Here is an 18485-nt window from a genome sequence, read left to right as displayed (position 1 = left end):
CAGGAGGGACAGGATGCCCGAATTGCAAGGCCAATGCATGTGCGGTGCGGTCACCGTGACCGCGACCCCCGCACGCGACGCGCTGGGCGCCTGCCATTGCGACATGTGCCGCCGCTGGACCAGCAGCGCGCTGGTCACCTTTCCGGCGCAGCCGGGCTATGCGGCGCTGGGGCCGGTCAAGACCTTCACCTCGTCCGATTGGGCCGAACGCGCCTTCTGCGAAGAGTGCGGCTCGGCCCTGTGGTACCGGATCACCCTGCCGGGCGAGATGCACGGCCAGACACAGATCGCGGCCGGCCTGTTCGACAACGCGGCCGGCAACACGCTCAAACTTGAACTCTACATCGACAAGAAGCCCGAGGGTTACGCGTTCGCAGGTGAACGCCGCCAGATGACCGAAGCCGAGGTCATGGCCATGTACGCCCCGTCGGAAGAAGGAGACAGCCAATGACGAAATATGATGCCGATTGGGTCCGGGCCGAGGAAGCCAAGCGCAAGTGGATGGCCGAAAATGGCCTGTATTCCGAGCAGGAAGAGCATTCCTCGTGCGGGGTCGGCCTGGTGGTTTCGGTTGACGGCAAGAAAAGCCGCAAGGTGGTCGAGGCCGGGATCAATGCGCTCAAGGCGATCTGGCACCGCGGCGCGGTGGATGCCGACGGCAAGACCGGCGACGGCGCGGGCATCCATGTGCAGATCCCGGCCCCCTTCTTCTATGACCAGATCCGCCGCACCGGGCACGAGCCCAAGATGGACGAGCTGATCGCCGTGGGGCAGGTGTTCCTGCCGCGCACCGATTTCGGCGCGCAAGAGCGCTGCCGGACCATCGTGGAAACCGAAGTTCTGCGGATGGGTTACTACATCTATGGCTGGCGACACGTGCCGGTGGATGTCACCTGCTTGGGTGAAAAGGCCAACGCGACCCGGCCCGAGATCGAGCAGATCCTGATCTCGAATTCCAAGGGCGTTGACGAGGACACGTTCGAGCGCGAGCTGTACGTCATCCGCCGCCGGATCGAGAAAGCCGCCGCCGCCGCGGGGATTTCGGGTCTGTACCTGGCCTCGCTCAGCTGCCGGTCGATCATCTACAAGGGCATGATGCTGGCCGAGCAGGTCGCTGTGTTCTACCCCGACCTGATGGACGAGCGTTTCGAATCCGCCTTTGCGATCTATCACCAGCGCTATTCCACCAACACCTTCCCGCAATGGTGGCTGGCGCAGCCGTTCCGCATGCTGGCCCACAATGGCGAGATCAACACGCTGAAGGGCAACATCAACTGGATGAAAAGCCACGAGATCCGCATGGCCTCGGCGACCTTTGGTGACTATGCCGAAGACATCAAGCCGATCATTGCGGGCGGATCGTCGGATTCGGCGGCGCTGGATTCGGTGTTCGAGGTTCTGGTGCGCGCGGGCCGCTCGGCCCCGATGGCCAAGACGATGCTGGTGCCGGAAAGCTGGTCGAAACAGGCGGTGGAACTGCCGCAGTCCTGGCGCGACATGTATTCCTACTGCAACTCGGTGATGGAGCCCTGGGACGGCCCCGCCGCGCTGGCCATGACCGATGGCCGCTGGGTCTGCGCCGGGCTGGATCGCAACGGCCTGCGCCCGATGCGCTATGTCGTCACCGGCGACGGTCTGGTGATCGCCGGGTCCGAGGCGGGCATGGTCCCGATCGACGAGGCCAGCGTTAAGGAAAAAGGCGCGCTGGGTCCGGGCCAGATGCTGGCCGTCGACATGAAGAAGGGCAAGCTGTACCGCGACAAGCAGATCAAGGACAAGCTGGCCGCGGCCCTGCCGTTCGGCGAATGGGTCAGCAAGATCAACGATCTGGACGAAAAGCTGGCGAAGGTTGCCGAAAAGCCGCTGTTTACCGGTGAAGAGCTGCGCAAGCGCCAGATCGCGGCGGGCTACACGGTCGAGGAACTGGAGCAGATACTTGCCCCGATGGCCGAGGATGGCAAAGAAGCGATCGCCTCGATGGGCGACGACACGCCCTCGGCGGTTCTGTCCAAACAGTACCGGCCGCTCAGCCATTTCTTCCGCCAGAACTTCAGCCAGGTGACCAACCCGCCCATCGACAGCCTGCGCGAATACCGCGTGATGTCGCTGAAGACGCGGTTCGGCAACCTCAAGAACGTGCTGGACGAGGACAGCAGCCAGACCGAGATCGTGGTGCTGGAAAGCCCCTTTGTCGGCAACGCCCAGTGGGAAGAACTGGTGGCGAATTTCGATGCGCCGCTGGCCGAGATCGACTGCACCTTCGAACCCGGCAACGGCGCGCTGAGCGCCGCGCTGGCGCGCATCCGCGCCGAGGCGGAGGAGGCCGTGCGTTCGGGCGCGGGTCACCTGGTGCTGACCGACCAGTATTCCGGCCCCGGCAAAGTGGCGATGCCGATGATCCTGGCCACCAGCGCGGTGCATTCGCACTTGATCCGTCAGGGCCTGCGGACCTTCTGCTCGCTCAACGTGCGCTCGGCGGAATGCATCGACCCGCATTATTTCGCGGTGCTGATCGGCTGTGGCGCGACCGTGGTGAACGCCTATCTGGCCGAGGATTCGTTGGCCGACCGGATCGAACGCGGGTTGCTGGAAGGCAGCCTGACTGAAAACGTCGCGCGTTACCGCGAGGCGATCGACCAGGGCCTGCTGAAGATCATGGCCAAGATGGGCATCTCGGTGATCTCGTCGTATCGCGGCGGCCTGAATTTCGAAGCCGTGGGCCTGAGCCGCGCCATGGTGGCCGAATATTTCCCCGGCATGACCAGCCGGATTTCCGGCATCGGCGTCACCGGCATTCAGTCCAAGGCTGAAGGAATCCACGCCAAAGGCTGGGAGAGTGGCTTGGATGTTCTGCCTATCGGTGGCTTCTACAAGGCCCGCAAATCGGGTGAGACCCATGCGTGGGAAGCGACCTCGATGCACATGATGCAGATGGCCTGCAACCGCGCCTCGTACGAGCTGTGGAAGCAGTACTCGGCCAAGATGCAGGCCAACCCGCCGATCCATCTGCGCGATCTGATGGATTTCAAACCGCTGGGCAAGCCGATCCCGATCGAGGAGGTCGAGTCGATCACTTCGATCCGCAAGCGCTTTGTCACCCCGGGCATGTCGCTGGGTGCGCTCAGCCCCGAGGCGCACAAGACGCTGAACGTGGCGATGAACCGGATCGGTGCGAAATCCGACTCGGGTGAAGGTGGGGAAGATCCCGCTCACTTCGTGCCTGAGCCGAATGGCGACAACCCCTCGGCCAAGATCAAGCAGGTGGCCTCGGGCCGGTTCGGCGTGACCGCCGAATACCTCAACCAGTGCGAAGAGCTGGAAATCAAGGTGGCCCAGGGTGCCAAGCCCGGCGAGGGCGGCCAGCTGCCCGGCATGAAGGTCACCGATCTGATCGCGCGCCTGCGTCACTCGACCAAGGGCGTGACGCTGATCTCGCCGCCTCCGCACCACGACATCTACTCGATCGAGGATCTGGCGCAGCTGATCTATGACCTCAAGCAGATCAACCCGCGCGCCAAGGTGACGGTGAAACTGGTGGCGTCCTCGGGCGTGGGCACGATCGCCGCCGGGGTGGCCAAGGCCAAGGCCGACATCATCCTGATCTCGGGCCACAATGGCGGCACCGGGGCATCCCCCGCGACCAGCATCAAATATGCCGGCCTGCCGTGGGAAATGGGCCTGACCGAGGCGCATCAGGTTCTGGCGATGAACAACCTGCGCGACCGGGTAACCCTGCGGACCGATGGCGGCTTGCGCACCGGGCGCGACATCGTCATGGCGGCGATGATGGGGGCCGAGGAGTACGGCATCGGCACCGCCGCCCTGATCGCGATGGGTTGCATCATGGTGCGCCAGTGCCAGTCAAACACCTGCCCGGTGGGCGTATGTACGCAGGATGAATCCCTGCGCGCCAAGTTCACCGGCAATGCCGACAAGGTGGTGAACCTGATCACCTTCTACGCACAGGAAGTGCGCGAGATCCTGGCCAGCCTCGGCGCACGGTCGGTCGACGAAATCATCGGTCGGGCGGATCTGCTGGCGCAGGTCAGCCGCGGTTCGGCGCATCTGGACGATCTGGACCTGAATCCGCTGCTGATCACCGTCGATGGCGCGCAAAACATCGTCTATGACCGTGACAAGCCCCGCAACGCGGTGCCTGATACGCTGGACTCTGAAATCGTGCGCGACGCTGCGCGGTTCCTGAAGGATGGCGAGAAGATGCAGCTGTCTTATGCCGTGCAGAACACGCACCGGACGGTCGGCACCCGCGTGTCCAGCCACATCGTGCAGAACTTTGGCATGCGCAACACGTTCCAGCCGGACCACCTGCATGTGAAACTGCAGGGCTCGGCCGGTCAGTCGTTGGGCGCTTTCGCCGCGCCGGGGCTCAAGCTGGAAGTGTCGGGCGACGCCAACGACTATGTGGGCAAGGGCCTGTCGGGCGGTACCATCGTCGTGCGCCCGCCGCAGGTCAGCCCGTTACAGGCCGACCGGAATACGATCATCGGCAACACGGTCCTGTACGGCGCGACCGACGGGTACCTGTTCGCGGCTGGCCGTGCTGGTGAACGCTTTGCCGTGCGCAACTCGGGTGCCACCGTGGTGGTCGAGGGCTGCGGCTCGAACGGGTGTGAGTACATGACCGGCGGCGTTGCGGTGATCCTCGGTGACATCGGTGCGAACTTTGGCGCGGGGATGACGGGTGGCATGGCCTATTTGTACGACCCCGAAGGCAAGGCGCAGTTGCTGATGAACATGGAAACCCTGGTGACCTGCCCCGTAACGGTCGAGCATTGGGAGATGCAGCTGAAGTCGCTGATCGAGCGCCACGCCGCGGAGACCGGCAGCCGCAAGGCCGCCGATATCCTGCAGCACTGGGATGTCGAGCTGTCGAACTTCCTGCAGGTCTGCCCGAAGGAAATGCTGAACAAACTCAGCCACCCGCTGAGCCACGAGGCAGCGGCGGTTCCGGCCGAGTAAGACCGCCTGTGAAGCCTGCCCCGCGTGTTTGAAAAGACACGCGGGGTTTTCGTTTTCTGCCCTCCCGTTTCCGGATTTCTTGAAAAAACATTGCGTGCCGCTAGGCCTGTACACGGAAAGTTTGGAAATTTCGCCAATGCTTCCGCTTGCCGCCAATTTCGCCAGGGAGTCGTCGCATGCCCACGACCTATCTTGACCAGTTCTTTGCCATGGATCCGGCCAGCCCGCCGGCAACGGGGACCCTTCTGACGGTTGAGAAGTACAATCTGGTCGACCAGAACGACGATGGCGACATCGACAGTTCCGACAATGACTCGGTCAACGGCATTGATGTCACCCGATCCTGGCCGGGCGACACGGTGACGATCAACGTGTCCGGTGTGGGCAACGTCACCTACACGGGAATCACCTTCTATCTGGCTGATGGCAGCCGCGTGTTCACCCCGACGGACGGTCAGGTGCTGCAAGAGGGGACGCTAGTCTCGACGACTTTCGTCAATACCGAAGGTCCCTTGGTGGTTCCGGGTGAGCTTGGGCCGCCGTGTTTTTCTGCCGGAACAATGATAAAGACACCCGATGGATTGCGCCGCGTCGAGGATCTGCAGGCCGGTGACCTGGTCACGACGGTCGACAATGGTGCGCGGGCCCTGATCTGGGTCGGCAGAACCACCGTCGCGGCCGAGGGCAACGCCGCACCGATCCGCTTTGCCGAAGGGGTTTTGGGACTGGACCGTGACACTCTGTTCTCGCCCCAGCACCGGATGCTGATCGACGATTGGCGCGCGGCTTATTTCTACGGCCACCCCGAGGTTTTGGTTGCCGCACATTCCCTGGTCAACGGCACGACGGTGACGCGGGTCGAAGGTGGAGAGATCGAGTATTTCCACCTGTTGTTCGACCAACACGAGATCGTCATTGCCAACGGCGCCAAAAGCGAAAGCTACTATCCCGGCCACGCCGTTACGCGGTCTGACCGGGAAACCCAGGCCGAGCTGTTGCGACTGTTCCCGCAGTTGGCAGCGGTGGAAGATGGTGGTCCGAAAACCGCCCGTCCGGTGGTGCGCCCGCGCGAAGGGCGGCTGATCGCGTCATAATTCCGTTCCAAATACCGGTGCTGCGGCGTATAGCAGGAACATGGCGAAGAAAGCAGCGCGCAAATCCCGCGGTAAGTCCAAAAAGGCAACCCGGTCTCGGAAAACGGAAACGCTCATCGTTCGGATTCGGCGGTGGGCACTGCGTGTCGTCGGTGCCATGGCCGCGGCGTTCGTGGCGCTTGTTTTGCTTTACACCGTGGTCAACCCGCCGATCACCCATACGATCTGGTCCGAGTGGCGCCGCCTCGGCAAGGTGGACCGGGAATGGGTCGCGATCGAGGATATGTCTCCGGTCATGGCCCGATCGGTCGTTGCGGCCGAGGATGCGAATTTCTGCCTGCATTGGGGCTTTGACGTAAACGCGATCCGCGATGCGCTTGAAGATGGTGGCAACCGCGGGGCGTCGACCATTTCTCAGCAGGTGGTCAAGAATGTCTTTCTGTGGCAGGGGCGCAGTTGGGTGCGCAAGGCGCTTGAGACCTCCATGACCCCGGTCGTCGAAATCCTCTGGAGCAAGAAGCGCATACTCGAGGTGTATCTGAACGTGGCGGAGACCGGTGAGGGCCTGTTCGGGATCGAGGCGGCCGCCCGCAAGAATTTTGGAGTCAGTTCCGCCCAACTCAGCCCGGTGCAGGCGGCGCGGCTGGCGGCAATCCTTCCGTCACCGCGAAACCGTTCGGTCACGGACCCGTCGGTTTACACCCGCAGACGAGCCGCCGCGATCCGCGATGGAGCGGCCACCATCCGCGCAGATGGTCGCGCAGATTGCTTCGAGGATTGAAACTTCTGCCCGTCAGCGGCTATTGCTGAGCGGTACTCAATTGGTTCGAATGGATCCACATGGCGCGTTTGTTTCACGTTCCCCTGTCCCCCTTTTGTCGAAAAGTCCGCCTGTCCCTGGCGGAAAAGAAGATCGAAGTCGAATTGGTCGAGGAAAAGTACTGGGAAAAATCCCCGGACTTCTTGCGCAGAAACCCTGCGGCCAAGGTCCCGGTTCTGCGGCTGGATGGCCGGGTGATGTCAGAAAGCGCGGCGATCTGCGAATACATCGAAGAGACGCGGCCGGAACCCGCATTGATGCCAAAAACTCCGGAAGCACGGTTCGAGGTGCGCCGTCTGGTCAGTTGGTTTGATGACAAATTTCACCATGAGGTGACATCCAAGCTGCTGTACGAGCGGGTGAACAAAAAAGTGACCGGTCAGGGCTATCCCGACAGCAAGAACGTCAAGGAAGGCGCGCGGGCAATCAAGTTCCACTTGGATTACATGGCCTGGCTGCTGGATCAGCGGCGCTGGCTGGCGGGGGATCAGATGACATTGGCCGATTTTGCGGCTGCCGCGCATCTGTCGGCGTTGGACTATATTTCGGACGTGGACTGGAATCGCAGCCATGTGGTCAAGGACTGGTACGCCAAGATCAAGTCTCGCCCGGCCTTCCGGTCGATTCTGGCGGATCAGGTGCCGGGCTTCCGCCCGCCCGCCCATTACGCCGACCTGGATTTCTGATAGGTTGGGGCAGGGGGCGGTCTGCCCCCTCTTGGCCCATTGGGCCAATTCACCCCCGAGGATATTTTGGGCCAGATGAACAGCGCGACGGCATTGAAGGACAGGTTGGTGTCGCAGGCCCGGGCCGAGGGGTTCGTGTCGTGCCGGATCTGCCGACCCTGGGACGTGCCGGAAGTGCCTACGCGGTTGGCCGCCTTTCTGGCGGCCGGTTATCACGGGCAGATGGACTGGATGGCCGAGCGGGCCCATTGGCGGGGGGATCCGGCGGAGCTGTGGCCTGAGGCGCGCTCGGTCATCATGCTGGCCGAGAGTTACACGCCGGATCATGATCCGACCGAGGTTCTGGGCCGACCCGATCGCGGGGCGATCTCGGTCTATGCTCAGAACAAAGACTATCATGATCTGGTCAAAAAGAGGCTGAAGCGGCTGGCCCGGTGGCTGATTGCCGAAGCCGGGGGCGAGGTGAAGGTGTTCGTCGACACCGCGCCGGTGCCCGAGAAAGCACTGGGCCATGCGGCCGGGTTGGGCTGGCAGGGCAAACACACCAATCTGGTCAGCCGGGAGTGGGGCAATTGGGCCTTTTTAGGGTCTGTTTTCACCACTCTGGACCTGCCGACGGACCCGCCGGAAGTGGATCATTGCGGGTCGTGTCGGGCCTGTCTGGATGCCTGTCCGACGGATGCCTTTCCGGCGCCCTATCAACTGGATGCGCGGCGCTGCATTTCCTATCTGACCATCGAGCACAAGGGGCCGGTGGATCAGGAGTTGCGCGGCAAGCTGGGCAACCGGATCTATGGCTGTGATGATTGCCTGGCCGCCTGTCCGTGGAACAAGTTCGCGGTGGCGGCCAGTGACATCCGATATGCCGCGCGCCAAGACCTGATGGCGCCGCCGTTGGCGGAACTGGCCGGGTTGGACGATGCGGCGTTCCGGGCCAGATTCTCGGGTTCTCCGATCAAGCGGATCGGGCGCGACCGGTTCGTGCGAAACGTTCTGTATGCCATCGGCAATTCCGGGTCGTCGGAGTTGATTCCGGTCGCGCAGGCGTTGATCGAGGATGCCGACCCCACGGTGGCCGACGCGGCGCGCTGGGCGGTCGAACAACTGTCGTGAATGCCGCAAACAGGCTGGACGCGTCGGTTCAAACCGCTACACCCGTGACTGCGAACAGGATGGAGATCCCGATGGCGTTGGCTTTGGGCGTGGATACCGGTGGAACCTACACCGATGCGGTGCTGATCCGAGACGAGGAAGAGGTGATCGCCTCGGCCAAGTCCCTGACCACACGCGAGGATCTGGCGATCGGCGTCGGGCGGGCGATCCGGGCGGTGCTGGACCAGGCGCAGGTCGCGCCCGTTCAGATCTCGATGGCGTCGCTGTCGACGACGCTGGCCACGAACGCGCTGGTCGAGGGGCAGGGCGGGCGCGTTGCGCTGATCTATGTCGGGTTTCGGGACGGCGATCTGGACAGGCATGGGCTGCGCGATGCGCTGAAGGGTGACCCGGCGCTGGTGATCGCGGGCGGGCACAGCCATGCCGGGGCCGAGGCCGCGCCGTTGGATACAGGGGCGTTGACCGAATTTCTGGACCAGCAGTCCGGGATTTCCGGGTTCGCGGTCGCAGCCCAGTTCGCCACGCGCAACCCCGCGCACGAGCTTGAGGTCGCGCGGATCATCGCCGCAAAGACCGGCGCGCCGGTGACCTGCTCGCATCAGTTGTCGGCCAAGTTGAACGGGCCGAAACGTGCGGTGACGGCAGTGCTGAACGCACGTCTGATCGGAATGATCGACCGCCTGATCGGCCGGGCGCAGGATGTTCTGCTCGAGCTGGGCATCGACGCGCCGATGATGGTGGTGCGCGGTGATGGCGCCTTGATGAGCGCCGAGCAGGCGCGGGAGCGGCCGATCGAAACGATTCTCAGCGGTCCGGCGGCCTCGATCGTGGGGGCGCGCTGGCTGACCGGAGTTCAGGACGCACTGGTGTCGGATATCGGAGGGACGACGACCGATGTGGCTCTGATCCGCGACGGAAAGCCGGCGATCGACCCGGCGGGCGCCCGGGTTGGCGGGTTCCGCACCATGGTCGAGGCGGTGGCGATGCGCACCCATGGTCTGGGCGGTGACAGCCAGGTGCATGTGGTGACGGAGGGCCTGCGCGGCGGTGTGTTCCTGGGTCCGCGCCGGGTGCTGCCGGTGTCGCTGATCGCGGCCCAGGCGCCCGGGGTGGTCCATGCCGCGCTGGACGAGCAGTTGCGCGCGACCACGGTGGGCGAGCACGACACCCGTTTCGCCCGCCGCGTGCCCGGCATCCACGCCGAGGGTCTGGGCCCGCGCGAGGCGGGGCTGCTGGAGCGGCTGGGGGACAAGGTTCTGCCCCTGAGCGCCCTGTTGCGCACCCGGATGGAAAACGGTGCTCTGACCCGGCTGGTGGATCGCGGGATCGTTCAGGTTTCGGGGGTGACGCCGTCGGATGCCAGCCACGTTCTGGGGCGCCTGTCCGATTGGGATGCCGATGCCGCGCGCAAGGCGCTGGAGTTGATTGCGCGCCGTCGTGTGGGGTCGGGCGACCGGCTGGCGGGCTCGGCCGATGAACTGGCCGGGATGATCGTGGATCAGTTGACCGAGCAGACCGTTTTAACCTTGTTAGAGACTGCTTTTGCGGAAGAGGCCGAGGCGTTCGGCCTGCCGCCCGAGGATCTGGCGCGCCATGTGCTGACGCGGCGGGGCTTGCGCGGGCATCGCGGTCTGCTGGCGTTGGACACGAGGCTGAACGTGGATGTGGTCGGGCTGGGAGCCTCGGCGCCGAGCTATTACCCGGCGGTCGGCGAGCGGCTGCGCTGCAACATGGTGCTGCCCGACCATGCCGGGGTGGCCAACGCGATCGGGGCCGTCGTGGGGCGGCTGACCATGCGGCGGGCGGGCACGGTGACCGCCCCGTCCGAAGGCCGGTACCGCGTGCATCTGAACGACGGGCCGCAGGATTTCCCCGAACCCGAACCCGCGTTGGACCTGCTGGAGGCCGAACTGCGGCGCGAGACCGAAAGCGCCGTGCGCGAAGCCGGGGCCGAGGATATCCGCGTGATCGTCAACCGTGACATCCGCACCGCCCGGATCGAAGGCAAGGATGTCTTCGTCGAGGCGATGCTGACCGTCGAAGCCAGCGGCCGCCCGCGGGTGGCCGCTGGCTGACCTTTATTCGGCGGCGCTGCTGCGTTTGGGCAGAACCCAGTCCGGGCGCGGGAAGTGGCAGGTATAGCCGTTGGGGATACGCTGAAGGTAGTCCTGATGCTCGGGCTCGGCCTCCCAGAAATCGCCCACGGGTTCGACCTCGGTCACGACCTTGCCGGGCCACAGCCCGCTGGCATCCACATCGGCGATCGTGTCCAGCGCGATCTGTTTCTGCGTCTCGTCGCAGTAATAGATGGCCGAGCGATAGCTCATTCCGATGTCATTGCCCTGACGGTTCACGGTGGTCGGGTCGTGGATCTGGAAGAAGAACTCGAGCAGATCGCGATAGGTGATCTGCGCGGGGTCGAACCAGATCTCGATCCCTTCGGCATGGGTGCCGTGGTTGCGATAAGTCGCGTTGGGCACGTCGCCGCCGGTATATCCGACGCGGGTGCGCAGAACGCCGGGCAGCTTGCGGATCAGGTCCTGCATGCCCCAGAAGCAGCCTCCGGCCAGAACGGCGCGTTGTTCGGTCATTTCGGGTCCTCCACTTGATCGAGGTATTCGCCATAGCCCTCGGCCTCCATGTCGTCACGATGGACGAACCGCAGCGCGGCGGAGTTGATGCAGTAACGTAGCCCACCCTGATCCAGCGGACCATCGGGAAACACATGGCCCAGGTGGCTGTCGCCGTGTTTCGAGCGGACCTCGGTCCGGATCATGCCCAGCGAGCGGTCCTCCAGCTCGGTGACGTGGTCATGCACGATGGGTTTGGTGAAGCTGGGCCAGCCGCAGCCCGATTCGTATTTGTGGGTCGAGGCGAATAGCGGCTCGCCCGATACGATATCCACGTAGATGCCGGGTTCCTTGTTGTTCAGGTGTTTTCCGGTGCCGGGGCGTTCGGTCCCGTTGCGCTGGGTAACGTGGAATTCCTCGGGCGACAGGGCCGCGACAACCGATGGATCTTTGGTATATTTGGGCATGGGTCCTCCGGCATTGCATACGTTGCCGAGATATTTGGGGTGCGCCGCGACAAAAGCAAAGCCCTGTTTCACCCGGCTCGCGCGATCGTGCGGGTGATCTGCCGCCGTAGTTCGAGCGTATCAATATCAAAGAGGAGGTCACGCCATGTTCAGAATGTTGCTGTTGTCTGCCTTGTTGTTGATCGGTCGAACGGTGCAGGCCGCGCCCGTGTCCGGAGAGTTCCCTTCGATCGATGGCGGCACGCTGTCGCTGTCGGACTGGCGCGGCCAGCCGGTTCTGGTGGTCAACACGGCCTCGCAATGCGGGTTTACCGGGCAGTATTCCGGGCTGCAAAAGCTGCAGGACACCTATGGACCCGAAGGTTTGGTGGTTCTGGCGGTCCCGTCGGATTCCTTCAATCAGGAATTGGAAACCGCCAGTGAGGTCAAGGAGTTCTGTGAGTTGAACTATGACCTGACCCTGCCCATGACCGACATCACCCCCGTGACCGGCCCGCAGGCCCACCCGTTCTACAAGGCGGTCGCGGCCGAAACCGGGTTTGTGCCGGGCTGGAATTTCAACAAGATCCTGCTGAGCCCCGATGGCGAGGTCGTGGCGACCTTTGGGTCGACGACCCGGCCGGACTCTCTCAAGCTGCGCAGTCAGGTCGAGGCGCTGCTGCGCTGAACTGGCTGGCGTGACAACTGCACGGCCAGAATGCCCAGCGTGATAACCGCAACACCAACGGCGTCCATTGCGCCCAACCGTTCACCCAGCAGAATCGCGGCGATCGTGACCCCGAACACCGGGTTGAGGAAATGGAAGGTGGCCGCGCGGATCGGCCCGATCCGGTTGAGCAGCAGGAACCAGATCAGCGTGGCCAACAGGCCGGGGAACAGGGTCGTGTAGGTGAAGGCCAGCGCCAGCGGCCAGGTTGGACGGACATAGATCGTCTCGAACAACGGGGCGGCGACGAACAGAACCGCCGAGCCGACGAACATCTGCAAACCGACGACCATCATGAAATTCCCGCCCGAGGTCGCCCCTCGCACGGCCAGCGTGGCGAAGGTCAGCGCCAGCGCGCCCAGCCCGCAGAGGGCAACGCCAAACAGGTCGATCCCTGCGCCGATCCGGCTGCTCATGATCAGGGCCACGCCAGCGAACCCGGCCAGCAGACCCAGAACACCCAGCGGACGCAACCGTTCCCCGAACAGCAGCCAACCGGCCAGCGCCACCAAGAGTGGCATTGTCGAGGCGATGATCGCCGCTACCGAGGCTTCGACCGTTTGCATTGCATAGAAATTCAGACCCAAATACAGGGCATTCTGGCAGATTCCGAACAGGATGGTCGCGTACCATTGCGACCGCGTCAGGCGCCAACTCTGGCCCATGGCCGCGGCGATGGCGACACCCAGGAGGCCGGAAATCAGGAAGCGAACCGCCAGTGAAAACAGCGGCGAGGCATCCGCGACGATGATCCGCGCCGATGTAAAGGCCGACGACCAGATGAAGGCAAAGGCCAGCCCCATGGCGATGGCGCGCAGATCCATGACCGCTCCTGTTTGAATGTGCGGCGACTGTTTCCGATTTTCTCTCGGGCCACAAGCGCCCGAGCGTCAAAAAAGACACATGGAGCGCGCAAGTTTTCCGTGGGTGCCGGTTTTATTGATTGACTAGCCAATTAAAGATATCCGCTCGGTGATCTGACATCTAAAGGGAGGTTTGTCGGTGCTATTGGAATACATCCTGTCATTCGGGGTCCTGCTTGCTCTTGGGCTGGTAGCGTTCTTCGTCGTGAAATGGTGGAACCTGCGGTGCGTGGGCGTGACACCTGTACATCTGTTCACTTTCATCGCGATCCTGTTCACATCCGGCCTGGATGTCGGGCTGATCATGTTCCCGCTCACCGAATTCGGAGGCTATGCCGAAGATCCGGCCTATGCGTTCGCAAACCCGCTGGCGATCGAGTTCGGGTTCTGGGGTTTCCTGATCTGGGCCTTCTATTTCCTGACGGCCTTCTATTTCTGCGTCATCGAGCCCCGAGTGCAGTTCTTTGAAATCCCGGTGGTCAAGCTGATCAACAATGTGGTGATCATCGGGACCTGCGCTTTCACCGCCAGCCTGTTCCTGATCTACCTGCCCGGATACCTGCCCGAAGTTGGCGATGGCGAGTCCGTAGTGACCACGTTTTACATCATCGTGTTTGTCGTCATTCTGGCCGCAGCCTATTCTTCGACTGACCTCAAATACGTGCGGATTCTTTCTGTCGGCTCGACGTTTCTGTTTCTGGCGCTGATCCTTGGCATGTGGGCCGCGGCCGGTATGGGCGTTGCGGGTTTCGTGGAAACCAGCAGCAATATCGGGGCGTATTTCGCCAATATCCACAAGTTCATACTGCCTCTGACCGACTATCACGCCTTCTACCTGTTCTGGTGGTTTGCCTGGTCGATCATGATCGGTCAGTTCACCTCGCGCTTTGTCGGAGGGCTGACCACCTGGCAATTGCTGGCGGCGCTGCTGATCTTTCCGTCGATCCCCTTGGCGATCTGGTTCAGCGTGCTTTACTACTATCACCTGAACGGCATCAGCACCGCAGGCATCACCAACATCGCGATGGTGATCGTCGGCGTGACCTTCGTGATCAACTCACTGGACTCGCTGATCAGGCTCTATACCGACAATCTGAACATGACGGTCGAACGCTTCGGCAAGACGGCCTATGTTGCCGGAAACGTAGTGCTTCTGTTTGTGCTGACGCTTCTGTTCCAGAGCCAGTGGCTGCAGATTCAGTGGATCGGCGCCGTGGTGGTTGGCCTCTACCTCGCCTGCGTGGTCTATATCCTGATCGCCAAGCGCAAAGAGGTGATGAGCATCGACTCGATGCCCGAAGATCGGGATCTGGATTTCCACAAGGTCGAGACTGTTCACTGACCTCGGCACACGACAACACCGGGTCTGGTCCAACGGGCCCGGTAAACAAATACCAAAGAAAAAGGGCCGCGAAATCGCGGCCCTTGATCGTTTTCCCTAAGGCGCGGATCAGCTGTTGACGCTGTCCTTCAGGGCCTTGGCGATGGTCATCTTCACAACCTTGTCGGCTTCTTTGGTGAAGGTCTCACCAGTGGCCGGGTTGCGAACCTGACGCTCGGGGCGCTCGCGGCAGTAGATCTTGCCGACGCCCGGCAGGGTCACGGCGCCACCGGCCGAAACTTCGCGGGTGATCAGGCCAGTGATCGCCTCCAGCGCCGCGTTCGCGGATTTCTTGTCGGTTCCCATTTCCTCAGCGAGAGCAGCAACCAGCTGAGTCTTCGTCATAGGCTTTGCCATTTCTTGGTCTCCTTAACGTGCCCGATCTATTGGGCCTCACCGCGTAACTGTAACGGGATATTGTGGGCGAACACAACGAATAGTAGCACCGAAACCCCAAAAAATATGGGGATTTCGTTGCTTTTTTGCGTCAGAGGAAGGCCGTTTCGTCGAACGAGCGCAATTTCCGGCTGTGCAAACGTTCCAGCGGCATGCCTCGCAGGTGTTCCATCGCGCGGATTCCGATCGCCAGATGGCGGCTGACCTGGGTTGTATAGAACTCGGACGCCATGCCGGGCAACTTCAATTCTCCATGCAGGGGCTTGTCGGACACGCACAGCAAAGTGCCGTAGGGCACGCGGAAGCGATAGCCGTTTGCGGCGATCGTGGCGCTTTCCATGTCCAGCGCGATCGCGCGCGACTGGCTCAACCGTTGCACCGGGCCGGATTGGTCGCGCAGTTCCCAGTTACGGTTGTCGACCGAAGCCACCGTGCCGGTGCGCATGATCCGCTTCAGCTCATAGCCTTCCAGCTCGGTCACTTCGGCTACGGCGCGTTCCAGCGCGACCTGAACTTCGGCCAGCGGCGGGATCGGCACCCAGACGGGCAGATCGTCGTCCAGCACCTTGTCTTCGCGCAGATAGGCATGGGCCAGCACGAAATCCCCCAGAGCCTGCGTGTTGCGCAGCCCCGCACAGTGGCCGACCATCAGCCAGGCGTGTGGTCGCAGCACCGCGATGTGATCGGTGGCGGTTTTGGCGTTGGATGGGCCGACGCCGATATTGACCAGCGTGATCCCCGACCCGTCGGCGCGTTTCAGGTGATAGGTCGGCATTTGCGGAAGTTTCAGCGGCTGTTCCAGCGGCGCGTCGGGATCGGTGATCTGGACATTCCCGGTCGAGACGAAACTGGTATAGCCGCTGTTCGGGTCGGCCAGTTGCGCGCGGGCGTAGTTCTCGAATTCCGAGACATAGAACTGGTAGTTGGTGAACAGAACGTGGTTCTGGAAATGGTCCGGATCGGTGGCGGTATAGTGGGCTAGCCGGGCCAGCGAATAGTCGATGCGCTGCGCGGTGAACAAGGCCAGCGGGCCGACGCCATCCTGCGGTTCGTGCACACCGTTGACGATGTCGTCATTGGTGGTGGTCAGGTCGGGCACGTCGAACACGTCTCGCAGGGTGAACCCGGCCGCTCCCTGATGCGGCACCACCAGATCGGGGTTGCCGGCCACGGCGAAATGCACCGGCATCGGCGTGGTCGAGGGGCCGATGGTCACCGGTTGATTGTGATTCTTGATCAGCAGCGCGATCTGCTGCGTGAGGTAGGACCGGAACAGATCCGGGCGGGTCACGGTAGTGGCATGAACCCCCGGCTCGGACACGTGACCAAAGCTCAGGCGGCTGTCCACATGCGCGTAGGACGCCGTACGGATACGGATTTCCGGGTAATAGGCTCTGTACCGGACCTTGGGCGCGCCGCTTTCCATCGCCTCGGCAAAGCTTTCGCACAGAAAGGCGGTGGCCTCGTTATACAGCTCTTCCAGCCGGGCAACGGCTGCGGCGGCATCGGTGAAAATCTCGGGGTCCCGTGGGTCGGGAGTTGTTATTTTTGTCATGCGAGGGGTTCCAGAAGGTCAATTTTTTCGAATGTTCGGACATCCACCAGTCCCAGATCGGATATCCGCAGTTCGGGGATGACGACAAGGGCCAGCAGCGAGTGCTGCATATAGGCGTTGTTCAACTGACAGCCGCAGGCCTGCATCGCCTCGACCATCTTCTGCGCCTTGGCCGCGACGTCCGCGGCCGGGCTGTCGGACATCAGGCCCGCAATGGGCAGTTCGACCAGCGCCAGCTCTTCGCCATCACGGAAGATGGTGATGCCGCCACCCACTTCGGCCAGACGATTGGCGGCCAGCGCCATCTGATCGCGGTCGGTGCCGACCACGATCATGTGGTGGCTGTCATGCGCCACGGTCGAGGCCATGGCCATCCGGCCCTGATAGCCAAAGCCCGAGACGAAGGCGTTGGTGACGCCGCCCGTGGCCCGGTGTCGCTCGACCAGCGCGATCTGGCAGACATCGCCTTCGCCCTCGACCAGCCCGCCGATGATCGGCAGCTCGGCTTTCAGCGCCTGGGTGGGGGCCTGGTTCTCGACCACGCCGATCACGTTTGCACGCACGCGATTGGCGCCTTCGGGCGCGGGGATCTCGAAATCGGCGGCGGTCAGAGCATGGCCCAGATGCACCGTGTTGCGCGCCCGGTCGGGCCAGTCGTAGTGCGGGCAATCCACCGTGATCGCGCCATTCTCGGCTACCACCTGCCCGCGCGCGATGACCATCTCGATCGGCAAGTCGGTCAGGTTCGAGCTGAGGATCACGTCCGCCCGGCGGCCCGGCGTGATCGAGCCGATCTCGCGTTCCAGCCCGAAATGGGTGGCGGTGTTGATCGTGGCCATCTGCAGGGCGATCAGCGGGTCGCAGCCACAGGCGATGGCATGGCGCACGACGCGGTTCATGTGACCCTCGTTCACCAGCGTGCCCGAGTGGCAGTCATCGGTGCACAGGATGAAGTTGCGCGGGTCCAGCCCCCTTTCGGTGACGGCGGTGATCTGGCTTTCCACGTCATACCAGGCCGAGCCCAGCCGCATCATCGACCGCATCCCCTGCCGCACGCGGGCAATGGCGTCGGCCTCGCAGGTGCCTTCGTGGTCATCCGCCGGGCCGCCGGCGACATAGGCTGCAAAATCAGGCCCTAAATAAGGGGATGCATAGTGTCCGCCCACCGTCTTTCCCGCGCGCTGGGTGGCGGCGATTTCGGCCAGCATCTTGGGATCGGAGTTGATCACACCGGGAAAGTTCATCATCTCGCCCAGCCCGATGATGCCGGGCCAGGTCATCGCCTCGGCCACGTCTTCGGCGGTGATCTCGTAGCCCGTGGTTTCCAGCCCGGGCGCCGAGGGCGCGCAGGACGGCATCTGGGTGAAGATGTTGACCGGCTGCATCAGCGCCTCGTCATGCATCATCCGCACGCCGTCCAACCCCAGGACATTGGCGATTTCATGCGGGTCGGTGAACATCGACGTGGTGCCATGCGGGATCACCGCGCGGGCGAACTCGGCCGGGGTCAGCATGCCGGATTCGATGTGCATATGCGCGTCGCACAGGCCGGGGATCATGTAGCGGCCCTTGGCCTCGATGATCTGTGTGTCGGGCCCGATGCAGTGGCTGGCGTCGGGGCCGACATAGGCGATGCGACCTTCGGCGATGGCGATGGAGTGATCGGGCAGCGCCTCGCGGCTGTGCACGTTGATCCAGATCCCGCCGCGAATGACCATGTCGGCGGCTTCGCGGCCGGCGGCAACGGCGATCAGGCGGGGGGCGACGTCGGGCCAGGATGGGAAGGGTGCGTATTCCATGGCACAACTTTCCCGAATGCATCGGAAGGTGCAACCCCTGCCGTGCCACCTTCAT

The 18485-nt window shown here is 63.0% G+C and carries 15 protein-coding genes; 9 read left to right on the top strand and 6 right to left on the bottom strand.

What is annotated here, in order from left to right:
- Nucleotides 1–13: 13 nt before the first annotated feature.
- From ACR0DA_RS18515 to ACR0DA_RS18485, 7 genes are all read left to right on the top strand, one after another.
- Complete coding sequence (locus tag ACR0DA_RS18515; protein ID WP_005979708.1) at nucleotides 14–451, top strand: GFA family protein; 438 nt, start codon at nucleotides 14–16, stop codon at nucleotides 449–451.
- A complete protein-coding gene (gene gltB, locus ACR0DA_RS18510; protein WP_480755217.1) occupies nucleotides 448–4980 on the top strand; it encodes a glutamate synthase large subunit in 4533 nt (1510 codons plus the stop codon). The genes ACR0DA_RS18515 and gltB overlap by 4 nt, the downstream gene beginning before the upstream one ends.
- Before the next feature lie 176 nt (nucleotides 4981–5156).
- Nucleotides 5157–6074 carry a Hint domain-containing protein gene (locus ACR0DA_RS18505; RefSeq protein WP_170443780.1) on the top strand — a complete coding sequence of 306 codons (918 nt, stop codon included), beginning with the start codon at nucleotides 5157–5159 and terminating at the stop codon, nucleotides 6072–6074.
- 40 nt (nucleotides 6075–6114) lie between these two features.
- Entirely contained in the window at nucleotides 6115–6855 is a 741-nt protein-coding gene (gene mtgA / locus ACR0DA_RS18500; protein ID WP_480755216.1) for a monofunctional biosynthetic peptidoglycan transglycosylase, read from the top strand.
- A 59-nt stretch (nucleotides 6856–6914) separates the two neighbouring features.
- Nucleotides 6915–7580 (top strand): FtsZ-binding protein FzlA, encoded by a 666-nt coding sequence (gene fzlA / locus ACR0DA_RS18495; RefSeq protein WP_170364267.1) that lies wholly within the window; start codon nucleotides 6915–6917, stop codon nucleotides 7578–7580.
- 75 nt (nucleotides 7581–7655) lie between these two features.
- Complete coding sequence (queG, locus tag ACR0DA_RS18490; protein ID WP_480755215.1) at nucleotides 7656–8693, top strand: tRNA epoxyqueuosine(34) reductase QueG; 1038 nt, start codon at nucleotides 7656–7658, stop codon at nucleotides 8691–8693.
- A gap of 71 nt (nucleotides 8694–8764) precedes the next feature.
- Nucleotides 8765–10768, top strand: a complete 2004-nt coding sequence (locus tag ACR0DA_RS18485; protein WP_480755214.1) for a hydantoinase/oxoprolinase N-terminal domain-containing protein — start codon at nucleotides 8765–8767, stop codon at nucleotides 10766–10768.
- Nucleotides 10769–10771: 3 nt separating this feature from the next.
- Here ACR0DA_RS18485 and msrA read toward each other — a convergent pair whose 3' ends face one another.
- Together msrA and msrB are read right to left on the bottom strand one after the other, a co-directional pair.
- The gene (gene msrA, locus ACR0DA_RS18480) at nucleotides 10772–11284 is read right to left on the bottom strand and encodes a peptide-methionine (S)-S-oxide reductase MsrA (protein ID WP_170391424.1); all 513 of its coding nucleotides are present in this window, start codon (nucleotides 11282–11284) and stop codon (nucleotides 10772–10774) included.
- Nucleotides 11281–11730, bottom strand: coding sequence for a peptide-methionine (R)-S-oxide reductase MsrB (gene msrB, locus ACR0DA_RS18475; protein WP_170360999.1), 450 nt, complete (start codon nucleotides 11728–11730; stop codon nucleotides 11281–11283). The genes msrA and msrB overlap by 4 nt, the downstream gene beginning before the upstream one ends.
- Nucleotides 11731–11875: 145 nt before the next feature.
- Here msrB and ACR0DA_RS18470 point away from each other — a divergent pair, with 145 nt between their 5' ends.
- Nucleotides 11876–12397 carry a glutathione peroxidase gene (locus ACR0DA_RS18470; protein WP_480755213.1) on the top strand — a complete coding sequence of 174 codons (522 nt, stop codon included), beginning with the start codon at nucleotides 11876–11878 and terminating at the stop codon, nucleotides 12395–12397.
- Here ACR0DA_RS18470 and ACR0DA_RS18465 read toward each other — a convergent pair.
- Nucleotides 12373–13260, bottom strand: a complete 888-nt coding sequence (locus ACR0DA_RS18465) for a DMT family transporter (RefSeq protein WP_170364266.1) — start codon at nucleotides 13258–13260, stop codon at nucleotides 12373–12375. The genes ACR0DA_RS18470 and ACR0DA_RS18465 overlap by 25 nt on opposite strands.
- A gap of 184 nt (nucleotides 13261–13444) precedes the next feature.
- Between ACR0DA_RS18465 and ACR0DA_RS18460 the strand changes: the two genes are divergently transcribed.
- Nucleotides 13445–14641 carry a BCCT family transporter gene (locus tag ACR0DA_RS18460; protein WP_170440363.1) on the top strand — a complete coding sequence of 399 codons (1197 nt, stop codon included), beginning with the start codon at nucleotides 13445–13447 and terminating at the stop codon, nucleotides 14639–14641.
- A gap of 108 nt (nucleotides 14642–14749) precedes the next feature.
- Here ACR0DA_RS18460 and ACR0DA_RS18455 read toward each other — a convergent pair whose 3' ends face one another.
- The 3 genes from ACR0DA_RS18455 to ade form a co-directional block, all read right to left on the bottom strand.
- Nucleotides 14750–15037 (bottom strand): HU family DNA-binding protein, encoded by a 288-nt coding sequence (locus ACR0DA_RS18455; RefSeq protein WP_170340577.1) that lies wholly within the window; start codon nucleotides 15035–15037, stop codon nucleotides 14750–14752.
- Between the two features lie 130 nt (nucleotides 15038–15167).
- Nucleotides 15168–16631 carry an AMP nucleosidase gene (locus ACR0DA_RS18450; protein WP_480755212.1) on the bottom strand — a complete coding sequence of 488 codons (1464 nt, stop codon included), beginning with the start codon at nucleotides 16629–16631 and terminating at the stop codon, nucleotides 15168–15170.
- Nucleotides 16628–18430, bottom strand: coding sequence for an adenine deaminase (ade, locus tag ACR0DA_RS18445; protein ID WP_480755211.1), 1803 nt, complete (start codon nucleotides 18428–18430; stop codon nucleotides 16628–16630). The genes ACR0DA_RS18450 and ade overlap by 4 nt, the downstream gene beginning before the upstream one ends.
- Nucleotides 18431–18485 lie beyond the last annotated feature (55 nt).

It is taken from the genome of Ruegeria sp. CI8, assembly GCF_056536865.1.
This window is presented reverse-complemented; position numbering and strand designations above follow the sequence as displayed.

Coding starts and splice junctions, on each gene's coding strand:
- ACR0DA_RS18450 (WP_480755212.1), bottom strand. CDS start 16,631: ATGACAAAAATAACAACTCCCGACCCACGGGACCCCGAGATTTTCACC.
- ACR0DA_RS18455 (WP_170340577.1), bottom strand. CDS start 15,037: ATGGCAAAGCCTATGACGAAGACTCAGCTGGTTGCTGCTCTCGCTGAG.
- gltB (WP_480755217.1), top strand. CDS start 448: ATGACGAAATATGATGCCGATTGGGTCCGGGCCGAGGAAGCCAAGCGC.
- ACR0DA_RS18505 (WP_170443780.1), top strand. CDS start 5,157: ATGCCCACGACCTATCTTGACCAGTTCTTTGCCATGGATCCGGCCAGC.
- ACR0DA_RS18515 (WP_005979708.1), top strand. CDS start 14: ATGCCCGAATTGCAAGGCCAATGCATGTGCGGTGCGGTCACCGTGACC.
- msrA (WP_170391424.1), bottom strand. CDS start 11,284: ATGACCGAACAACGCGCCGTTCTGGCCGGAGGCTGCTTCTGGGGCATG.
- msrB (WP_170360999.1), bottom strand. CDS start 11,730: ATGCCCAAATATACCAAAGATCCATCGGTTGTCGCGGCCCTGTCGCCC.
- fzlA (WP_170364267.1), top strand. CDS start 6,915: ATGGCGCGTTTGTTTCACGTTCCCCTGTCCCCCTTTTGTCGAAAAGTC.
- queG (WP_480755215.1), top strand. CDS start 7,656: ATGAACAGCGCGACGGCATTGAAGGACAGGTTGGTGTCGCAGGCCCGG.
- ade (WP_480755211.1), bottom strand. CDS start 18,430: ATGGAATACGCACCCTTCCCATCCTGGCCCGACGTCGCCCCCCGCCTG.
- mtgA (WP_480755216.1), top strand. CDS start 6,115: ATGGCGAAGAAAGCAGCGCGCAAATCCCGCGGTAAGTCCAAAAAGGCA.
- ACR0DA_RS18465 (WP_170364266.1), bottom strand. CDS start 13,260: ATGGATCTGCGCGCCATCGCCATGGGGCTGGCCTTTGCCTTCATCTGG.
- ACR0DA_RS18485 (WP_480755214.1), top strand. CDS start 8,765: ATGGCGTTGGCTTTGGGCGTGGATACCGGTGGAACCTACACCGATGCG.
- ACR0DA_RS18470 (WP_480755213.1), top strand. CDS start 11,876: ATGTTCAGAATGTTGCTGTTGTCTGCCTTGTTGTTGATCGGTCGAACG.